Source organism: Streptomyces albus subsp. albus, assembly GCF_000725885.1.
Taxonomy (GTDB): Bacteria; Actinomycetota; Actinomycetes; order Streptomycetales; family Streptomycetaceae; genus Streptomyces; species Streptomyces albus.
This window is the reverse complement of the sequence record NZ_JODR01000002.1, coordinates 226785-247247: the sequence shown is the minus strand read 5'-3', so window position 1 is coordinate 247247 and position 20463 is coordinate 226785. Positions and strand designations below refer to the sequence as shown.

The following is a 20463-nucleotide window of genomic DNA, read 5'->3' as shown; positions in this document are numbered from 1 at the left end:
GCCAGCGGAGCCCGGGGCCTCGGAACGGCGGGGGCGGGCGGTGACGCGTACGGCCGCCCGGGTGGTCTTTCCGACGCGGCTCCCTCGCCCAGCGGCGCCGGGAGGTATCCGTTCGGTCATGACCGATCCCGAGCACTACGCGCTGGCCATGGGAGGCGGACCCGCACCGGGGCCCGCCGTACCGCAGGAGCAGCCGCGGCCGAGGGCGACGCGTACCGCCGACGAGCCCGGCGACGACGACAGCACCCGCAGGGTCCCGTACGAGCCCGGTCCCGCTGCCCTCACACGCTGCGGGCCGTAGGAGCCCGGACGAACCCGAGAGCCACGTTGTGGCCCCCGAAGCCGCACGAGTTGCTGACAGCCGGTTCGACAGGGTGCGGCCGGGCAGCCGGGCGCAGGATGTCGAGGCCGTGCGATCACACCTCGGCGAAGGGCGAGGCGGGCTTGGGGATACCGGCAAGACCGCCGTCCGGAACGGAGAGCCCCCCGTCCAGCAGCAGCGCCTGACCGGTCAGGAAGGCCGCGGCGGGCGAGGCCAGGTACAGCGCTGCCCACGCGGCTTCCTCGGGTTCCGCCCAGCGGCCCAGCGGCACGTGCGCCATCAGCCAGTCGGACAGCGGAGCGGTGTGCGAGGCGAACGACGTCATGTCGGTGCGGGTCCACCCCGGGCACAGGGCGTTGACGCGGATGCCTTCCCGCGCCCAGCCGGCGGCCAGGCTGCGGGCGAGGGAGATCTGTGCCGCCTTCGTCGCCGCGTACGCCTCCATCATGGGCGTGCCCACCGCGCCGGCGACCGAGGACATCAGCACCACGTTGGCCCGCGGGGACGCGGCCAGATGCGGGTGTGCGTGCCGGCACAGCGCGGCCGAGGCGTTGAGGTTGACGGTCACCACGGAGTCCCAGTCCTCCTGCCGGGTGTGCTGCAGGGGAGCGAGCCGCGGTGCACCGTCCGGTCCGCTGGGCAGGATTCCGGCGTTGTGGACGACGACGTCGAGTCCGCCGAGCGCGGCGGCGGCCTCGTCGACCACGGCGGCGGCCGCCGTGGCCTTGGTGAAATCACCGGGTACCGGAACGGCTTTCCGTCCCCGGCGGGTCACTTCGGCGGCGGTGTCCCGTAACGCCTCCTCGCTGCGGGCCGACAGCGCCAGATCCGCACCGGCGTCGGCGAAGGCGAGGGCGACGGCGCGTCCGATGCCGCGGGAGGCGCCGGTCACGAGGGCGCGGGCACCGTCGAGCCGGAAGGCTTCGGCCGTCGTGGCGGGAAGGGTGCCGGGCGTGTTGTTCACCGTGCGCTCCTTTCCAGGGATTCGGCGGTGGGGCCGGTGCGAATGGCGGGGGCGCCGCTCCAGGTGAGCAGCGCGCTGCCCCATGTCATGCCGGCTCCGAACGTGGCGAGCAGGATGCGGTCACCGCGTCGCAGCGGGCCGTCCACAGCGGCTGCGGCCAGCGCGTACGGCGTCGAGGCGGCGCCGATGTTCCCCACCTCGTCCGCGACGATGGGCAGCCTGCCGGGCGGGATGCCCAGCGCAGCGCCGACGGAGCGCAGCATCCTGGGGTTGGGCTGGTGGGTGACGAAGGAGTCGATGTCGTCCATGCGCAGCCTGTTGCGGGTCAGGCAGTCGGAGACGACGACCGGGAACATTTCGACGATGAAATCCCGCACGGCGCGCCCGTCCATGCGGATGGTGTGTCCTCCGTCGGCGAGGGTGTCGGTGCTGGCCGGTGCCCGGCTGCCCCCGGCGGGGATGAGCACATGGTCGGCGAGGGACCCGTCGGAGCCGAGCCGGAAGTCGGTGAACCCTTCCTCGGCGGGCACCGGGCCCAGTACGGAGGCGGCGGCGCCGTCGGCGAACAGGACGGCGGTCCCGCGGTCGGCCGGGTCGAGGAACTTCGAGTAGGCCTCGACGCCGACCACGGCCGCGTAGCCCGTACCGGCGTCCGCGCTCAGGTAGTCGTGTGCGACGCGGGTCGCGAACAGCCAGCCCGAGCAGGCGGCGCTCACGTCGAGGGCGACGGCATTGCGCGCCTTGGTGAGGGCCTGGACGCGGCAGGCCGTGGCCGGGCCCAGTTCGTCGGGGGTCGAGGTGGCCAGCACCAGCAGGCCCAGTCGGTCCATGTCCACCCCGGCCGCCGCCACCGCGGAGCGGACTGCGGCTGCCGCCATGTCGGAGGCCGCCTCGTCCGGGGCGGCCGTATGGCGTTTGCGCACCCCGGTGCGTTCGGCGATCCAGCCGGGACTGACCCCGGCCGCATGCGCGACCTCGTCGTTCGTGCGCTGCCGGGAGGGCAGATAGGTGCCCATCCCGAGTATGCCGATGCGGGGTCGCTCCGCGCTGTGCGAGTCAGCGGGAGAGGGATCGGGGAAGGTGGCTGTCATGAGTCTCCTCCGTCGGGCCATGAGAGGGCGGAGTGGAGCGCCGCCGCGTAGTCGGGGGCGGCGAGCGGGGTGGGGGCGAGGTCTTCGGGTGGGGCCAGGCGCGCGGCGATCTCGTCCAGGTACGGCGCGAGTTCGGCGCACTGCCGGTCCGCTGCCGACTCCAGCGAGGCGGCACTCTCGCCGGAGAGCACGCCCGCCCATTGCAGCGGGCCGGACAGCCGCAGCGCCTGGGTGGTGCCGTAGAGGGCGGCCAGGGCTCGTCCGACCGGATCGTGGCCGTGCGCTGCGGTCACGGCGTCCGCCACGGACCGTGCGGCGAGCCGGAGGGTGTGGACCTCCCCCAGCTGACGGGCCCGCTCCAGCAGCGGGTTCCACAGGTCCATGCCGTCGAGTCCCCGTCGCCGGCCTTCGTCGAGCGCCGCCCGCAGCCGGGCCGTCAGCCGTCGTTCCAGCACGCCGACGGTCCGCGGCCACCAGTGGGGATCGTCGGTGCCGGCCGCTGCCGAAGTGCCCTCGGGGGCAGGCGGGGCAGCGGCATGTGCGGCCTCGTCGGTGTCCTCGTCCGCCAGAGCGCGGCCGATGTCCAGCAGGATGAGCCGGTTGTCGCCCCCGGCCGCGCCGAAGGCCTCCGCGAATCCGGCGTAACCGCTCACCCGGTTGACGGCGAGATGGCCCGCGACGCCGCAACGGCGCCGGCACTCGGCCGAGACCCGGGCCGCGCCGTCCACCGCGAACGCTTTGAAAGCGGAGAGCCGGCGGTCGACCGCCGCCCAGGGGGAGAACGCCGTCTCCGCCGCCGCGGACTCCTCCGTCTCCCCGCCTGCGTCCTGGGAGCGCTGCCACAGATCCAGCGCACTGCCGGCAGCGCAGCTGAGGGCGAACGCCTCGGCCGAGGCGCCCAGCACCGACCGCTGCTGGGTGCTGTAGGCCAGCACGGGTGCTCCCGGTGCGAGCCGGCCGTGCGAGCGCCGGTGCCGGGAGTGGCGCAGGGCCGCGACGGCGGACGCGCGGGCGGTGGCCGTGGCGGCCGAGGGCACCGTCGCCCACAGCGGCCGGCCGACATCGAGCGTGCGCCGGAGCGCACGGCCGGCATCGCCGTGGGGGTCGTGGAAGACACCCTCGCCGTCGATCCGGGCCGTGCCGCGCAGCCAGCGGTCGTAGGGCAGCCTCGCGCCGTCGAACCGCACCAGCGCGTACTCCAGCGGCAGCGTCTCCACACCGAACGCGCCGGAGACCGTGACCCCGGGGGCCGTGTGCCGCTCGTCGCACAGGTCGGCCAGGAAAGGATGGACGCCGTAGCAGGTGCCGTCCACCACCAGCCGGGCGCACACCACCGCGGACTGGGGCCTGCCCGGCACGCCGACGCTGGAAAACTTCGCAGCACCTCGGTCCGGCGTCCGCAGGACGAACTCCCCGGCCGCCGGGTCGAACTCGGCGGTGGTGCGCAGCGCCAGGTGGCTGTTGGCGTCCCCGATCTCGGTGACCAGGAAGACGCCCTTGCGGTGGCCGCTCTCCAACTCGTCCACGACCCGCGCGAGATCCGCCGCACGCAGCTGCCGCGGGTCGGCCGAGGCGACGACGGAGCCGAGACACAGGACATGGTGGTTGACGACCGTCATGTAGAGCGCCGGGTCCGCGAGCGCCGCACAGGAGCTGAGCGCGGCCAGCCAGTCGCCGTCGTGGAGCAGCTCCCGCGCCGGCGGCAGCACCGCCGCCAGCCGGCCCAGCTGTTGGTGCGCCAGGTGATTGCGGCTCGTCCCCTCCGTCGGCGCGGGAGGGCGGACCGGACCGAGGGCATCGGCCAGGAGCCGCGCTTGCGGTGTCCGCAGGGGATCTGCCGGTGGCGGAGAGCCGGTGGCCGACGGGGCTGACGGGGCTGACGGGGCTGACGGGGTCGGCCTGCCGGTCGAGGCCGGTGTCACGCGATCTCCTCCTCCCGGTCAGGTGCGCGGTGCCCGCGGCCCGGGGCGCCCATCCGGTGCAGACGGCCCGGGCGCTCCCACGGGAAGTCCGGGTCCTGGAGCGGGCTGTGCGTGGCGAAGGGGCCCTCCTGCCCGTCGAGGACGCGCCGGGCATTGCGGGTGAGGGCCTGCCCCGTACCGGCCTCCAGGACGAGGGTGGGCCCCGGCACCGCCGCCCCGCGGAGCACCTCGGGCAGCCGGGCGGGACGCGTCAGGCACGCGGCCAGCCCCGCGCACACGTCGTCGTCCCCGCCGTACGGCCCGCCGTGCACGGCCGAGTGGACAGGGGTGTGGGCAGGCTGCTCGGGCAGGGTGCGGATCGCAGCCGCGAAACCCTCCGCCTGAGCGGAGAGAGAGGGGTGGTGGGAGGAGAAGGGCAACCGGAGCCGCACGGCGTCCGTCCCCTGGTCCGCCGCCCGCGCCTCCACCTGGCCGAGTTCCTGGACTGGGCCGCTGAGGACGGTTTCGCCCGGATCGTTGACGCAGGCCACCGCGACCCCACGGGCCGCGGCGGCACCGATCAGCCGCTCGGCCTCGCCGGCTCCCGCCGACAGCACCGTCAGGCCACCGCGGCAGCGGCGCAGGAAACGGGAGAGCCGGCACGCGATGTGGGTACCGTCGGGCACGCCGAACACCCCGGCCGCCGTGAGCGCGGCGATCTCCCCGAAGCTGACGGCGACCATCCGCCGAGGTGCCGCCCCGATGGCGCACAGCGCTTGGTGGACCGCCATGGACGCCCCGAACAGCGCCACTTGAGGCGTACCCACCGGTCCCGCGGCCAGCTCCCTGCCGCTTGGTGGCGTGTCGCCCAGCAGCGCGGGACCCAGTGCCGGAATCCCGTACGCCGCGCTCACCTCATCCACCTGCGAGAACACATCGGCGAGGGCCGCGCGCACGACGGGGTGGGCACGAGCGGCCCGCACCAGGGGCGAGACGGCGAAATCCCCCTGACCGGGGAAGAGGTGGACGGTATTGCCGGGCGTTTCGGAGCTTCCGGCCCTCCCTGGGCTTCCGGCCCTTCCTGGGCTTCCGGCCCTTCCTGGGCTTCCGGCCCTCTCGGGCGAGGGCGTCCAGGGCGTCGAGGCCCTCGGCCGGTCATGTGGTGGTGGCATATCGCTTGTTCTTCCTCATATGGGGGCATGGTGTTCTGCTGACGAGGTGGGGAGCTCCTCCGCGCTGTGGGGGAGTCCTGCGGCGCGGCTCCGCTGTCGCGGCCATGTGGCCGGTGGCCACGTCACCGGAGGGCGCCCTTTTTGGACTTTTCCGCGAAGGGGCTTGCGGCCGGCTCTCCTGCCGGGGCAGCCGGGGCAGGCGGCGCCGGTGACGTGCGCAGTGACGTTGCCCGCCGCCGTCCCGCGCGGTGGAGCCACCGTGCTGGAGCGGCAACAACAGCCGCACAGACAACGCGAGCCCCAGGCTCATCTCCCGTACAGTCCGGAAACCGCCGTCGGGTTCACGGGGTGAGCGCGCGGTTCGGGTATACGTCCACCGAAACACAAGCACGAGTGCGGTGCCGACCGGTTCCGGTCACCAAGGCGTGAACGCGTTGAAAGCCCCGGCCTGTGTGGCCGGGCGGAGCTAGCGGGGGACTCCATGGGCCGTCGCACCCCGAACCGGCAACTCGCCGCTCTGCTGGCGGAGTCCGGGTGGAACGCGGGCGAACTCGCCCGCGCGGTCAATGCCCTGGGCACCAAATACGGCCTGCGACTGCGGTACGACCGGACGGCCGTCGCACACTGGCTGGAAGGCTCCCGGCCACGCCCGCCTGTTCCCGGCCTGGTGGCCCAGGTGTTCGGGCGTCGCCTCGGCCGCGTCGTACACGTCGGCGAGACGGGGCTGGCGAGGACGGCGGCAACCGGGAACCCGGCCGAGGCCGTACTGGGAAACGCAGACCCGGTGGACCGCATGACAGCCCTGTGCCGCGCCGACGCGGACCCGGCCCGACGACTGGCACTCAACCGGGACATGTTCGCCGCGACCGGCATCCGGCTGCCCACCTGGCCGCCCACGGCCGGACCGGACACCGTCGTCCGGCCCGGCGGCACGGCGGGACCGGAGCCCCCGGGCGCCGACCCGCGGCTGGCGGACGTGGTCACGATCTTCGCCGAACTGGCGGAGAAATACGGCGGTGCGCACGCGCGCTCCGCACTGGGCGCCTACATCGCCGACGACATCGTCCCGCGCCTGAGAACATCGCCCCACACCAGAACGCGCGACCCCGAAGTGCTGACCGGAAGCGCCTGTCTGATGCATCTGCTGGGCATGATGCTCGCCGACGCCGGCCTGCCGAACCTCGGCTACCACTGCTACCGTTCCGCCCTCGAACTGGCCCACCGGGCGGACAACCGGAACCTCTACGCCATCACCCTGCGCACCATGGCGGTGCAGGCGCTGCGCCTGGACGACCTGACCCACGCACGGCAGTGGTCCCAGTCGGCCCTCGAACTGGCGGCCCCCACCGCGACCTCGCCCGTTCGGTGCTACCTCCTGGCGGGAAGAGCGGTGGTGCGGGCCGCGGACGGTGAGCGGGAAGGGGCACTCGCGGACCTGCTGGCCGCCGAGCGCTGCCACGAAGCGGAAGCCGATGCGGGCGCCGGACCTCTCGACCTGTTCACCCGGTACCCGCCCGCGGCGTTCCGCTACCAGCGTGGCGAAGTCCTGCTGTGGCTCGGAGACCGGGCGCAGGCGGCCGTCGCCCTCCAGGACTCACTGGCCGCACGCCCGTCCGCACACCACGTCTCCCGCCTGCTCACCCACGCGCAGCTGGCCAGGACGCTGCTGGACCTCGGACAACTGGATGCCGCGCTGGACCAGTGCCGACAGGCCGCCGCGCACTACCCGCACACGTCCTCCCGCCGGACCACGACAGCACTCACCGCCCTGCGGCGCTCCCTCGCCCCCTACCGCCGACACCCCCAGGCACGCGAGGTCCGCGACCACCTCACCCGCCTCACCCGACCGGCCCCACCCGACTCCGGCGGCACGCCGTAGACCGGGCCGTGCCGGGCAGTCCGGGCCCGGAAGCCCGACGGCGGCTCCGGGCAAGCACGCGAAGCCCGCCCGTCGCCGGCCCGGACTCCCGGAAAGGTCCCGAAGACGTCGCCGCGCCCTGTCCCCGGCCCACTGAGCAGCAGGCCGGAACAGGGCGCGGCGGGGTCCGCGTATCAGATGTCCCGGAACGTCTCGATCTGCGCGCCGACCTCGTTGAGGCGCTCCGCCAGGTCCTCGTAGCCGCGGTTGATGACGTACACGTTGCGCAGCACCGAGGTGCCCTCGGCCGCCAGCATGGCCAGCAGGACGACGACGGCGGGACGGAGGGCGGGCGGGCACATCATTTCGGCCGCGCGCCAGCGGGTCGGGCCCTCGACCAGGACGCGGTGCGGGTCGAGCAGCTGGAGCCTGCCGCCGAGGCGGTTGAGGTCCGTCAGATAGATGGCCCGGTTGTCGTAGACCCAGTCGTGGATGAGGGTCTTGCCCTGGGCGGAGGCGGCGATGGCCGCGAAGAAGGGGACGTTGTCGATGTTGAGGCCCGGGAAGGGCATCGGGTGGATCTTGTCGATGGGCGCCTCCAGTTTGGAGGGCCGCACCGTCAGGTCCGTCAGCCGGGTGCGCCCGTTGTCGGCCGCGTACTCGGCGCTGCGGTCGAAGTCGAGCCCCATCTCCTCCAGGACGGCCAGTTCGATCTCCATGAACTCGGCCGGCACCCGGCGGACCGTCAGCTCCGACTCGGTCACGACGGCGGCGGCCACCAGGCTCATCGCCTCGACCGGGTCCTCGGAGGGCGAGTAGTCCACGTCCGTGTCGATGACGGGCACGCCGTGCACGGTCAGCGTCGTGGAGCCGATGCCGTCGACCTGTACGCCGAGCTGCTCCAGGAAGAAGCACAGGTCCTGGACCATGTAGTTGGACGAGGCGTTGCGGATGACGGTGACGCCGTCGTGGCGGGCCGCCGCCAGCAGCGCGTTCTCGGTGACGGTGTCGCCGCGTTCGGTCAGCACGATGGGCCGCTTGGGCGCGACCCCGGCCTCCACCTCCGCGTGGTAGACGCCTTCGGTCGCGGTGACGGCGAGCCCGAAGTGGCGCAGCGCGCTCATGTGCGGCTCGACCGTCCGCGTGCCCAGGTCGCAGCCGCCGGCGTACGGGATGCGGAAGCGGTCCATACGGTGCAGCAGCGGGCCGAGGAACATGATGATGCTCCGGGTGCGCCGCGCCGCTTCCTGGTCGATGGAGTCGAGGTCCAGTTCGGCCGGGGGCACGATCTCCAGGTCGGCACCGCCGTTGATCCACCGGCAGCGCACACCGATGGAGGAGAGCACCTCCAGGATGCGGTAGACCTCCTCGATGCGGGCGACCCGACGCAGCACCGTGCGGCCGGAGTTGAGCAGCGAGGCGCACAGCAGGGCCACGCACGCGTTCTTGCTCGTCTTGACGTCGATGCTGCCGGACAGCCGGCGCCCGCCCACGACGCGCAGATGCATCGGACCGGAGTACCCGAGCGAGACGATCTCGCTGTCCAGTGCCTCGGAGATGCGGGCGATCATCTCAAGGCTGATGTTCTGGTTCCCGCGCTCGATACGGTTGACCGCGCTCTGGCTGGTGCCGAGCGCTTCCGCGAGTTGTGACTGTGTCATGCCACGGTGCTGTCGGGCATCGCGGATCAACTGGCCGATGCGGCCGAGGTAATCGTCGGTCATACCAGGAGGCTATCTCAGATGTGAGATAGCCACGCATTCGGGGGTCCCCGCGGCGCGTGCAGCCTCGTACAACCGCCCGAATGCCACGCCCGGATTGCGGGGGCGGGTGCGGTCGGTGGAGAGTGCCCTGCGGCTGTGCGGGCAAACGGATCGTTCACAACGGGACGTTGACAATGGCATGGCGAGTCGCGCATGCTGCTCGTATGGCCACCACACGCGCTACCGCGACCGGGCAGAACTCCGACGACCCCTTCACGCCCCCGCATCCCGAACAGGCGAGGGAGCAGCGGGCCCACGCCGCGCTCTTCCGGATCGCCGAGCGGCACGCGGCCGACGAGGCGCAGCGGGGCCGGCAGGCGCACCCCTCGATGCCGGGGCCGCACGAGGCGGTGCGGCTCGTCGCGTTTCTGCTCAGCGGTGCCGCGCGGCTCCAGGAGGGCGAACCGGAGGTGGACGAGGCGGACATCACCGCCGCCCTCTCCCTCGTGCCGCGGGTGCGCGGCGAGTTGGACGAGCTGGAGGAGGGGCTGGTGCGGATGGCGCGCGGGCGGGGGATGACCTGGCCGCAGATCGCCTTCGGGCTGGGGCTGGGGACCCCGCAGGCGGCCCGGCAGCGTCACGAGCGGCTGGTCGAGCGCACGCGCGCCGCCGCCGACGCGGACGGGGGTGCGGACGGGGAGTGATGCCGTCCCTGCTGGCCGGCCCCCTTGCCGGTCGGCCCCGGTGGGGGGCGCTCGGTGCCAAGGGGTGGGTGCGGAGCGGTCGGCGGCGAGTGGTCGGGCCCGCGGTGTGTCGGCGGGTCCGGCCGGGGGCACCCGGGGGCAGGCATGACCGTGGCGCGGTCGTGTACTAGAGTTATCTCGACATCGAGATAACTGGCGACGGCATACGTCGCGGTCGCTGTCGCGGGGCGACGACGGGCGGTAGGCAGGTAAGGCTTACCTAACTTCGTGGCTCGCTCACCATAGCGCACCGGCGGCCGATGCACACAAGGCACTGAAGGAGACTGTCGTGTCGGCGAACAGCTTCGACGCCCGCAGCACGCTGCAGGTGGGCGACGAGTCGTACGAAATCTTCAAGCTGGACAAAGTAGAGGGCTCCGCGCGGCTGCCGTACAGCCTCAAGGTCCTGCTGGAGAACCTGCTCCGCACCGAAGACGGCGCCAACATCACCGCCGACCACATCCGCGCGCTCGGCAACTGGGACCCGAAGGCCCAGCCGAGCCGGGAGATCCAGTTCACCCCGGCCCGCGTCATCATGCAGGACTTCACCGGCGTGCCCTGCGTCGTGGACCTGGCCACCATGCGCGAGGCCGTCAAGGAACTGGGCGGCGACCCCGACCGGATCAACCCGCTCGCCCCGGCCGAGCTGGTCATCGACCACTCCGTCATCGCCGACACCTTCGGCACCTCCGACGCCTTCAAGAAGAACGTCGAGCTGGAGTACGGCCGCAACCGCGAGCGCTACCAGTTCCTGCGCTGGGGCCAGGGCGCCTTCGACGAGTTCAAGGTCGTCCCGCCCGGCACCGGCATCGTCCACCAGGTCAACATCGAGCACCTGGCCCGCGTGGTGATGGTCCGCGACGGCAAGGCCTACCCCGACACCCTGGTCGGCACCGACTCGCACACCACCATGGTCAACGGCCTCGGTGTCCTGGGCTGGGGCGTCGGCGGCATCGAGGCGGAGGCCGCGATGCTGGGCCAGCCCGTCTCGATGCTCATCCCGCGCGTCGTCGGCTTCAAGCTCACCGGCGAGCTGCCCACCGGCACCACCGCCACCGACCTGGTGCTGACCATCACCGAGATGCTGCGCAAGCACGGCGTCGTCGGCAAGTTCGTGGAGTTCTACGGCGAGGGCGTCGCCTCCGTGCCGCTCGCCAACCGCGCCACGATCGGCAACATGTCGCCGGAGTTCGGCTCCACCGCGGCGATCTTCCCGATCGACCAGGAGACCATCAGCTACCTCAAGCTGACCGGCCGCAGCGCCGAGCAGCTCGCCCTGGTCGAGGCGTACGCCAAGGAGCAGGGCCTGTGGCACGACCCGTCCCGTGAGCCGGAGTTCAGCGAGTACCTGGAGCTCGACCTGTCCACGGTCGTCCCCTCCATCGCCGGCCCCAAGCGCCCGCAGGACCGCATCGCGCTGTCGGACGCGGCCCACCAGTTCGGCCTCGACGTCGTCAACTACGTCTCCGAGACCGACACCGACGAGGCGGGCAAGGAGTCCTTCCCGGCCTCCGACGCCCCGGCCGTCTCCAACGGCGTACCCAGCAAGCCCGTCCAGGTCACCGGCCCCGACGGGGTGACCTACGAGCTGGACCACGGCGCCGTCGCCGTCGCCGCCATCACCTCCTGCACCAACACCTCCAACCCGTACGTCATGGTCGGCGCCGCGCTGCTGGCCAAGAAGGCGGTGGAGAAGGGCCTCACCCGCAAGCCCTGGGTCAAGACCACCCTGGCCCCCGGCTCCCAGGTCGTCATGGACTACTACGACCGCGCGGGCCTGACCCCCTATCTGGACAAGCTCGGCTTCAACCTCGTCGGCTACGGCTGCACCACCTGCATCGGCAACTCCGGCCCGCTGCCGGAGGAGGTCTCCAAGGCCGTCAACGACAACGACCTCGCCGTCGTCTCGGTGCTCTCCGGCAACCGCAACTTCGAGGGCCGGATCAACCCCGACGTCAAGATGAACTACCTGGCGTCGCCGCCGCTGGTCGTCGCCTACGCCATCGCCGGCTCCATGAAGGTGGACATCACCCGCGACGCCCTGGGCACCGACCAGGACGGCAACCCGGTCCACCTCAAGGACCTGTGGCCGAGCGAGCAGGAGATCGAGGAGGTCGTCGCCTCCTGCATCGGCCAGGAGATGTTCACCAAGGACTACGCCGACGTCTTCGCCGGCGACGCCCAGTGGCAGGCCCTCCCGGTGCCCACCGGCAACACCTTCGAGTGGGACGCCGAGTCCACCTACGTGCGCAAGCCCCCGTACTTCGAGGGCATGGGCATGGAGCCGGCCCCGGTCGAGGACATCTCCGGCGCCCGCGTCCTGGCCAAGCTGGGCGACTCGGTCACCACCGACCACATCTCCCCGGCCGGTGCCATCAAGGCCGACACCCCGGCCGGCAAGTACCTGACCGAGCACGGTGTCGCCCGCCGTGACTTCAACAGCTACGGCTCCCGCCGCGGCAACCACGAGGTCATGATCCGCGGCACCTTCGCCAACATCCGCCTGCGCAACCAGATCGCGCCGGGTACGGAGGGCGGCTTCACCCGGGACTTCACCCAGGAGGGCGGCCCGGTCAGCTACATCTACGACGCCGCGCAGAACTACCAGGCGCAGGGCACCCCGCTGGTCATCCTCGCGGGCAAGGAGTACGGCTCCGGCTCGTCCCGCGACTGGGCGGCCAAGGGCACCGCGCTGCTGGGCGTCCGCGCCGTCATCGCCGAGTCCTACGAGCGCATCCACCGCTCCAACCTCATCGGCATGGGCGTGCTGCCCCTCCAGTTCCCGGAGGGCGGCTCCGCGCTCGACCTCGGCCTGACCGGCGAGGAGACCTTCACCATCACCGGCATCACCGCCCTCAACGACGGTGAGATCCCGGCCACGGTCAAGGTCACCACCGACACCGGTGTCGAGTTCGACGCGACCGTCCGCATCGACACCCCCGGCGAGGCGGACTACTACCGCAACGGCGGCATCCTCCAGTACGTCCTCCGGTCCCTGATCCGCGACTGACGCCTGGCGGCCGAGCCGCACCACAACGGCCGACGGGCCGCACCCTTCGCGGGGTGCGGCCCGTCGGCCGTTGTCGCTCCCGCCGCAGGCGGGCATCCGTAGACTGTAGACAATCGGGCCGGGCCGGCCAGGGGACGAGGGGAACGGGGTGGCGATGACGCTGTCGGGGGTACCGAAGCTGCGGCGGCCGGGGCCGCTGCGCGAGCAGGTGTACGAGGCGCTGCTGAGCCTGATCACCACACGGCAGCTGCGACCGGGACAGCACCTGGTCGAGAGCGAAATCGCCGACCGGCTCGGCGTCTCCCGCCAGCCCGTACGGGAAGCGTTGCAGCGGCTCGCCACCGACGGCTGGGTCGATCTGCGGCCCGCACAGGGCGCCTTCGTCCACGAGCCGTCCGAGGAGGAGGCCGACCAACTGCTGTCGGTGCGCACCCTGCTGGAGGCCGAGGCCGCCCGGCTTGCCGCGGCACACGCCGGCCCCGAGGGCGTCGCCGAACTGGAGGAGCTGTGCGCCCGCGGCGAGGCCGCACTGCTGGACGACGACGTGGACGCGGTCGTCGACGCCAACGCGGCCTTCCACGCCCATGTGATGGAACTGGCCGGCAACACGGTCCTGGCCGAACTGTCGCGGCAGGTGGACCGCCGCGTGCGCTGGTACTACCGGCCGGTGGCACGGCAGCGCGGGGCCCGCTCCTGGGAGGAGCACCGGCAGTTGATCGCGGCGGTCGCCGCGGGGGACGAGGACGCGGCGATGCGGGTGATGCGCGAGCACACGGAGCACACCCGGCGCTCGTACCACGAACGCCGGGAGGGCTGAGCCACCGCCCGCGGTGTGGGACCCGCGGCGGTCTTGCGGCCCACCTTGGCGCGGCCCGGCGCCGGACGGGACCCCGCCCCGCGCGGGGACGAGCCCGGGCCCCCGGGCTCGTCCCGAGAAGGAGGCCCGGGCCTCCCCGGCGCCGGGCCGGGGAGGTTCCGGATCAGGTGGCCTCGCGGCTGATGGGGTGGGGGTTGGGGACGATCTTCCGGCGGCGGGGGGCGCCGGGCCGGTGCAGGGCGAGGGCCATCAGCGCGGCCAGCAGGGAGATGCCTCCGGCCAGCAGATACGCCCCGTCGTACCCCCACGCGTCGACCGCCGTCGCTCCCAGCCCGCCGCCGAACAGTCCGCTCACCAGCTTCCCGCTGTAGGCGATGCCGTAGTTGGTGGCGTTGTGGTTCTCCCCGAAGTAGTCGGGGGTGAGCGCCGCGAACATCGGGTAGAAGGCGCCGCTGCCGAAACCGGAGACGAAGGCGAAGACCAGGAAGAGCGCCTGGTTGTGGATCGTCCCGGCCCACAGCACACCGAACTGCGCCAGGCCCAGCACCACGATGACGAAGATCAGGGTGGGCTTGCGTCCCCAGCGGTCGGACAGCCAGCCGATGCAGCCGCGGCCCACTCCGTTGATCACCGACATGATGCCCATCGAGGAGGCGGCCACCAGGGGGCCGAAGCCGACCTCCTTGGCGAACGGCACCTGGAAGGAGATGCCGAAGATGGAGACGCCGGCGGTCATCACGACCAGTACCCACATCAGCGGCAGCATCCCGGTGCGCATCGCCTCCATGGGCGTGTACTGCTTGGTGGCGGGCGGGTTCTTGTCGAGGGCCGTCACCGTCTTGGCGGGGCCGGTGCGGCGCAGCGGGTCGTGGTCGGCCGGCCACCAGTTCTTCGGCGGGTCGCGGAAGAACCAGGCGCACACGGCGACCAGGACGAGGACGTACACCCCGATCGCGTCCAGCACCTGGCGGTAGTTGCCGGTGTCGAACGAGTAGTTGAACAGGAAGATGAAGGGCACGGCGCCGTAGGCGAAACCGCCGTTGACGAAGCCGGTCTTGCCGCCGCGCCGCTCGGGGAACCATTTGCCGACGCTGTTGATGCAGGTGGCGTATACGAGTCCGGAGCCCACTCCGCCGAGTACGCCGAACCCGGCGACGGCCCACAGGACATCCGTCGCGTGGGAGAGGGCCAGGAAGCCCAGCAGCACCAGTCCGGCGCCGATGTACATCGCGTTGCGTGCCGTCAGCAGGCCGCGCTCGCGCAGCCAGCCGGCCGGGAAGGCCACCCCGGCCTGGAAGAACACCCAGACGCTGAGGATCCAGAAGGTGTCGCTGCGGCTCCAGTGGTGTGCGTGGGAGAGCGTGTCCTCGGCGGAGCCGAAGGCGTACTCGGACACGCTGATCGCCATCATCGCCAGCCAGGGCAGATAGACCATGATCTTGCGCGAATGGCCGAGGATCTCCCGGTCCGTCTCGCCCACGCGGTAGACGCGCCCGTTGTGGTCGGTCACTTCTCGGTACCCCACGGCGTGCGCTGCCGTGCCGGCTAACGGTGTGCCAGGGGCGTCGGGTCGAGCCATCCGTTTCTCCTCCGTGGGGAGCCCGCCGCCCGGGGCGCCGGTGGGCGGGGACGGCGGGCGGCAGGTCAGGGCAGCAGTCCGGCTGCTCGCGCCCACTGGTACTTGGCGCCGAGCACCGCGACCGGCTTCTCGGTGGTGTACGGGTAGGCCACCACCCCGTGCGCGAACAGGTGGGAGCAGGCGTCCTCGACCTCCGTGTCGCCCGCCAGCGAGGCGACGACCGGTTTGTCGATGCCCTGCTCGCGGGCCTCGGCCACCACGCGCGCGGTCAGTTCGGCGAACACCATGGGCGGGGTGACGATGGTGTGCCAGTAGCCCAGCACCAGGGCGTGCACCCGCGGGTCGTTCAGTCCCAGCCGGATGGCGGCCTCGTAGGTGGCGGGCGGCTCACCCCCGGTGATGTCCACGGGGTTGCCGGCCGAGCCGAACGGCGGGATGAGCGAGCGGAACGCCGTGTCCAGGTCGTCGGGGATCTCCATCAGCGACAGGCCGTTGTCCACCAGCGCGTCCGACAGCAGCACGCCGGAGCCGCCCGCCCCGGTGATCACCACCACGTTCTCGCCCCGCGGGGTGGGCAGGACGGGAAGGGCGCGTGCGTACTCCAGCATCTCGTTGAGCCCGGGGGCGCGGATCACGCCCGCCTGGCGCAGGATGTCGTCGTACACGGCGTCGTCGCCGGCCAGCGCCCCGGTGTGCGAGCCGGCGGCGCGTGAACCGGCCGCCGTTCGCCCGGCCTTGAGGACGACGACGGGCTTTGACCGTACGGTCTCGCGGGCCGCTCGGACGAAGGCCCGGCCGTCCTTGAGGTCCTCCAGGTGCATGGCCACGCACTCGGTCCGCGGGTCCTGCGCGAACCAGGTGAGCAGATCGTCCTCGTCCAGGTCGGACTTGTTGCCCAGCCCCACGATCGCCGACACACCCGTCCCGGTGGCCCGCGCGAAGCCGAGCACCGCCATGCCGATCCCGCCCGACTGCGAGGTCAGCGCCACCCCGCCGCGCACGTCGTAGGGCGTGCAGAAGGTGGCGCACAGGTTCTGCCAGGGCGCGTAGTAGCCGTAGATGTTGGGGCCCAGCAGCCGGATGCCGTACTCCCGCGCGACGGACACCACCCGGTCCTGGAGCGCCTGCTCGCCGGTCTCGGCGAAACCGGAGGGGATGAGCACCGCGTTCGGCACGCCCTTGCGGCCCGCCTCGGCCAGCGCGTCCGGCACCAGCGGCGCGGGGATCGCGAAGACGGCGACATCGATGTCACCGGGCACCTCGCCCACCGAGGCGTACGCCCTGCGGTCCAGCACGGTGCCGGCCTTCGGGTTCACGGGGTGTATCCCGCCGGTGAAACCGCCGTCGACCAGATTCCGCATCACCGAGTTGCCGATCTTCCCCGGCTCGTTGGACGCGCCGATCACCGCGACGGACCGCGGCTCCATCAGCCGGCGCATCGAGGCGAGGATCTCCTCGGTGCGGTACCGGGGCCGGTCCGCCGCGACGGGCTCGCCCAGCAGCAGCCGCACATCGGCGGCCACCGCCCCCTGCGGCCCGGCGAAGACCGGATTGAGGTCGATCTCCAGCAGCTCGGGGAAGTCCGCCGCCAGGTGCGAGACGTTCACCAGCAGTTCCGTCAGCGCGTCCCGGTCGACGGGCGGCGCGCCCCGCACGCCGCGCAGCACCTGCGCGGCCCGTACGGAGTCCAGCATGCCGGCGGCCTCCTCGCGGGTGGCCGGTGCCAGCCGGAAGGTGAGGTCACCCAGCGCCTCGACGAGCACACCGCCCAGCCCGAAGGCGACGACCTTGCCGAAGGTCGGGTCGGTGGCCGCGCCCACCAGGACCTCCTGCCCGCCGGAAACCATGCGCTGCACCAGCACTCCGTCGATACGGGCGCCGGGCGTGTGGGCGCGTACGGCGGTCAGCAGCCGGGCGTGCGCGGCGCGCAGCTCCTCCGGTCCCCGCACGCCGGTGACCACGCCCCCGGCATCGGTCTTGTGCAGGACGTCGGGGGAGACCACCTTGAGCGCCACCGGCCAGCCGATCGCCTCCGCCTGCCGGATCGCCTCGTCCACGTCGTGGGCGAGCGCCTGCGGCGGGACGGGGATGCCGTACGCGGCGGCGACCTCGGCCGCTTCGACGGCGTCCAGCGCCGTCCGCCCGGCCGCCCGTGCCGCCGCCAGCACCTTCCGTACTCTCTCCCGGGCCGCCGGACGGTCCGCTGTCGTCTCGTCCACTCAGATCACCCCTTCCGTGCGCAGCGCCGCCAGCTCGCCCTCGGGCAGGCCGAGTTCGCCGGTGAAGACCTCTTCGTTGTGTTCGCCCAGCAGCGGGGAGGAGGTGATCTCGACGGGGGAGTCCGACAGCTTCAACGGGGACCCCACGGTGGTGAAACGGCCCCGCGTCGGATGCTCCACCTCGACGATCATGCCGTCGTCGGCCAGCGACGCGTCCTCGATCAGCTCCTTGGTGGACAGGATCGGGCCGCACGGGATGTTGTGGGCGTTGAGCGCCGCCAGCACCTCCCACTTGGGCAGCCGGGAGGACCACTCCTCGATCATCCGGAACATCTTGTCCAGCTTCGGCAGCCGCGCCTCCGGCGTGGCCCATTCGGGCGCCTCGGCCAGCTCCGGCCGGCCCATCAGCGAGCACAGCGGCACCCAGGAGGCGGGCTGGACGATGACGTAGACGTAGTCGTTGGGGCCGCCGGGCGCGCACCGGACGGCCCAGCCCGGCTGCCCGCCGCCCGACGCGTTGCCCGAGCGGGGCACCTCGTCGCCGCGGGGCGCGTCCGGGTACTCCGACAGCGGTCCGTGCGAAAGCCGCTGGTGGTCGCGGAGTTTGACGCGGCACAGATTGAGGACCGCGTGCTGCATGGCCACCCGTACCCGCTGGCCGCGCCCGGTGCGCTCCCGCTGGTACAACGCCGCCAGTATGCCGGCGACTGTATGCACTCCCGAGCCCGAATCACCGATCTGCGCACCCGTCGCCATGGGCGGGCCGTCCGCCTCCCCCGTGGTCGCCATGGAACCGCCCATGGCCTGCGCGATGACCTCGTACGCCTTGTACGTCGTGTACGGGCCGTCACCGAACCCCTTGATCGACGCGTACACCAGACGCGGATTGAGCTCCTGGATGCGCTCCCAGGTGAAACCCATCCGGTCGATCGCGCCGGGCCCGAAGTTCTCCACCAGCACATCGCTGCGCCGGATGAGCTCGGCCAGCAGCTCCTTGCCGCGCTCGGTCTTCGTGTTGAGAGTGATGCTGCGCTTGTTGCAGTTGAGCATCGTGAAGTAGAGGGAGTCGACATCCGGCAGGTCGCGCAACTGGCGGCGGGTGATGTCGCCGCCCGGCGCCTCCAGCTTGACCACGTCGGCACCCAGCCAGGCCAGCAACTGGGTCGCCGAAGGACCCGACTGCACATGGGTCATGTCCAGGACGCGTACACCGTCCAGTGCCTTGCCGCTCACGCGGGTCACCTCGCAGACATGCGACCGCCGGTCGGCCGACGGCCGCTTCGATCCGGTCACTTGTACATCGTCTGGTTCATCGTTCCGGGGGCGTAGGCGTCCGGATCGATCCACACATTGATCAGGGACGGCTTGCCCGACGCCCGGGCCCGCTCCAGCGCCGGACGCAGCTCGGCCGGATCCCGCACCTCCTCGCCGTGACCGCCCAGCATCCGCGCGAAGGCGTCATAGGGCACATCGCCCAGCGTGTTGCCCAGCCTCTCCCGCTCCGGCCCGTACTTGGCGCGCTGCCCGTAACGGATCTGGTTCATCGACGAGTTGTTGCCGACGATCCCCACGAACGGCAGGTCGTAGCGGACGAGCGTCTCGAAGTCCCAGCCCGTCAGCGAGAAGGCGCCGTCCCCGAACAGCGCCACCACCTCACTCTCCGGCCGCGCCTGCTTGGCCGCCAGCACGAACGGCACCCCCACCCCCAGCGTCCCCAGCGGACCCGGGTCCATCCAGTGCCCCGGCCTGCGCGGCTGCACCACCTGCCCGGAGAAGGTGACGATGTCCCCGCCGTCCCCGATGAACAGCGAATCGTCCGTCAGGAACTCGTTGATCTCGTGGACCAGACGGTACGGATGGATCGGCACCGCGTCCGAGCGCAGCAGCGGCGCCCGCTTGGCCAGCGCCTCCTCCTCGACCTGGCGCAGCTCCTCCAGCCACGCCTTGCGCGCCGCCGGCTCGGCCGGCCGCCGGCCCGCGGCCTGCACCACCGCGGCCAGCACCAGATCCGCCGAGCCCACGATCCCCAGATCCACGTCCCGGTTCTTGCCGACAGTGCGGTAGTCCAGGTCGATCTGCACCACCGTGGCCTCGGGGGAGAGCCGCTTGCCGTAACCCATCCGGAAATCGAAGGGCGTCCCCACCACGACGATGAGGTCGGCACGCCGGAACGCGTGCCTGCGCGAGAGCTGGAAATGGTGCGGATCGCCCGGCGGCAGCGTGCCCCGGCCGGCACCGTTCATGTACGCGGGCACATCCAGCGCCCGCACCAGGTCCCGGGCGGGCCCGGTGGCACGGGTCGTCCACACCTGACCGCCCAGCAGCACAGCCGGGCGTTCCGCCGCCACCAGCAGATCGGCCAGCCGCTGCACCGCGTCCGGATCGCCGGCCTGCCGGGTGGAGGCCCGGTAGCGCCCCGCCTGCGGCACCCTGGCCTGCTCGGCCGGCACCTTGGCGTCCAGCACATCCCGCGGGATCTCCAGGAACGAAGGACCCGGCGCACCGTGCCAGCATTCGCGGAACGCCATCGAGACCATGTCCGCCACGCGGGCCGTGTCCGGCACCGTCGCCGCGAACTTGGTGATCGGCGACATCATGTCCACGTGCGGCAGATCCTGGAGCGAGCCCATCTTGTGCTGCGTATGGGCGCCCTGGCCGCCGATCAGCAGCATCGGTGACTCCGCGCGGAAGGCGTTGGCGACACCGGTGACCGCGTCGGTCGTGCCCGGCCCCGCGGTGACCACCGCGCAGCCGGGACGCCCCGTCAGCCGCGCGTACGCGTCCGCCGCGTGCGCCGCGACCTGCTCGTGCCGTACGTCGACGAGCTGGATCCCCTCGTCGGCGCAACCGTCGTAGATGTCGATGATGTGGCCCCCGCACAGGGTGTAGACCACCTCCACGCCCTCGGCCTTGAGCGCCTTGGCCACCAGATGGCCACCGGAGACGAGTGCGGAGTTGTCCTCGGGCATACGGGTGCTCCCTCCCGTGGCGACCGGCAATCCCAGATTGCATACAGTCGACGCATACAGTATGGAGCTGTTATCCCGCAGTCGCGCCCGCCTGTCCAGGGGGCGTTCAGGCCCC

The 20463-nt window shown here is 72.1% G+C and carries 14 protein-coding genes; 5 read left to right on the top strand and 9 right to left on the bottom strand.

Annotated features, from left to right (window positions below):
• The first annotated feature begins 118 nt into the window (after positions 1 to 118).
• Positions 119 to 301, top strand: coding sequence for a hypothetical protein (locus tag IO40_RS0102940; RefSeq protein ID WP_031025371.1), 183 nt, complete (start codon positions 119 to 121; stop codon positions 299 to 301).
• A gap of 115 nt (positions 302 to 416) precedes the next feature.
• Here the strand turns inward: IO40_RS0102940 and IO40_RS0102935 are convergent, their stop codons facing one another.
• From IO40_RS0102935 to IO40_RS0102920, 4 genes are all read right to left on the bottom strand, one after another.
• A complete protein-coding gene (locus IO40_RS0102935) occupies positions 417 to 1286 on the bottom strand; it encodes an SDR family NAD(P)-dependent oxidoreductase (RefSeq protein WP_030405729.1) in 870 nt (289 codons plus the stop codon).
• The gene (locus tag IO40_RS0102930; RefSeq protein ID WP_031025369.1) at positions 1283 to 2377 is read right to left on the bottom strand and encodes a 3-oxoacyl-ACP synthase III family protein; all 1095 of its coding nucleotides are present in this window, start codon (positions 2375 to 2377) and stop codon (positions 1283 to 1285) included. Before IO40_RS0102930 ends, IO40_RS0102935 begins: the two co-directional genes overlap by 4 nt.
• Complete coding sequence (locus tag IO40_RS0102925) at positions 2374 to 4086, bottom strand: acyl-CoA dehydrogenase family protein (protein ID WP_234324567.1); 1713 nt, start codon at positions 4084 to 4086, stop codon at positions 2374 to 2376. Before IO40_RS0102925 ends, IO40_RS0102930 begins: the two co-directional genes overlap by 4 nt.
• Positions 4087 to 4295: 209 nt before the next feature.
• The gene (locus tag IO40_RS0102920; protein ID WP_234324566.1) at positions 4296 to 5234 is read right to left on the bottom strand and encodes an acyltransferase domain-containing protein; all 939 of its coding nucleotides are present in this window, start codon (positions 5232 to 5234) and stop codon (positions 4296 to 4298) included.
• 697 nt (positions 5235 to 5931) lie between these two features.
• Here IO40_RS0102920 and IO40_RS0102915 point away from each other — a divergent pair.
• Entirely contained in the window at positions 5932 to 7329 is a 1398-nt protein-coding gene (locus tag IO40_RS0102915) for an NsdA family TPR-like regulatory protein (RefSeq protein ID WP_031174801.1), read from the top strand.
• A 173-nt stretch (positions 7330 to 7502) separates the two neighbouring features.
• Here IO40_RS0102915 and IO40_RS0102910 read toward each other — a convergent pair whose 3' ends face one another.
• Positions 7503 to 9032 carry a helix-turn-helix domain-containing protein gene (locus tag IO40_RS0102910; RefSeq protein ID WP_016470456.1) on the bottom strand — a complete coding sequence of 510 codons (1530 nt, stop codon included), beginning with the start codon at positions 9030 to 9032 and terminating at the stop codon, positions 7503 to 7505.
• A gap of 203 nt (positions 9033 to 9235) precedes the next feature.
• Between IO40_RS0102910 and IO40_RS0102905 the strand changes: the two genes are divergently transcribed.
• The 3 genes from IO40_RS0102905 to IO40_RS0102895 all read left to right on the top strand — a co-directional run bounded on the left by IO40_RS0102905 (position 9236) and on the right by IO40_RS0102895 (position 13581).
• On the top strand, positions 9236 to 9715 hold the full coding sequence (locus IO40_RS0102905; protein ID WP_031174800.1) for a hypothetical protein: 480 nt from the start codon (positions 9236 to 9238) through the stop codon (positions 9713 to 9715).
• A 328-nt stretch (positions 9716 to 10043) separates the two neighbouring features.
• Positions 10044 to 12764: an aconitate hydratase AcnA gene (gene acnA, locus IO40_RS0102900; protein ID WP_016470458.1), complete on the top strand. Its 2721-nt coding sequence runs from the start codon at positions 10044 to 10046 to the stop codon at positions 12762 to 12764.
• A gap of 154 nt (positions 12765 to 12918) precedes the next feature.
• Positions 12919 to 13581, top strand: coding sequence for a GntR family transcriptional regulator (locus IO40_RS0102895; protein WP_031025351.1), 663 nt, complete (start codon positions 12919 to 12921; stop codon positions 13579 to 13581).
• 163 nt (positions 13582 to 13744) lie between these two features.
• Here IO40_RS0102895 and IO40_RS0102890 read toward each other — a convergent pair whose 3' ends face one another.
• The 4 genes from IO40_RS0102890 to IO40_RS0102875 all read right to left on the bottom strand — a co-directional run bounded on the left by IO40_RS0102890 (position 13745) and on the right by IO40_RS0102875 (position 20348).
• Positions 13745 to 15160 (bottom strand): OFA family MFS transporter, encoded by a 1416-nt coding sequence (locus IO40_RS0102890; RefSeq protein ID WP_016470460.1) that lies wholly within the window; start codon positions 15158 to 15160, stop codon positions 13745 to 13747.
• 65 nt (positions 15161 to 15225) lie between these two features.
• The gene (locus IO40_RS0102885; RefSeq protein WP_041968415.1) at positions 15226 to 17379 is read right to left on the bottom strand and encodes an acetate--CoA ligase family protein; all 2154 of its coding nucleotides are present in this window, start codon (positions 17377 to 17379) and stop codon (positions 15226 to 15228) included.
• Positions 17380 to 18621 carry a formyl-CoA transferase gene (gene frc / locus IO40_RS0102880; protein WP_031025349.1) on the bottom strand — a complete coding sequence of 414 codons (1242 nt, stop codon included), beginning with the start codon at positions 18619 to 18621 and terminating at the stop codon, positions 17380 to 17382. It lies immediately after the preceding gene.
• Between the two features lie 47 nt (positions 18622 to 18668).
• Positions 18669 to 20348 (bottom strand): thiamine pyrophosphate-binding protein, encoded by a 1680-nt coding sequence (locus tag IO40_RS0102875; protein ID WP_031025348.1) that lies wholly within the window; start codon positions 20346 to 20348, stop codon positions 18669 to 18671.
• Positions 20349 to 20463: the final 115 nt, after the last annotated feature.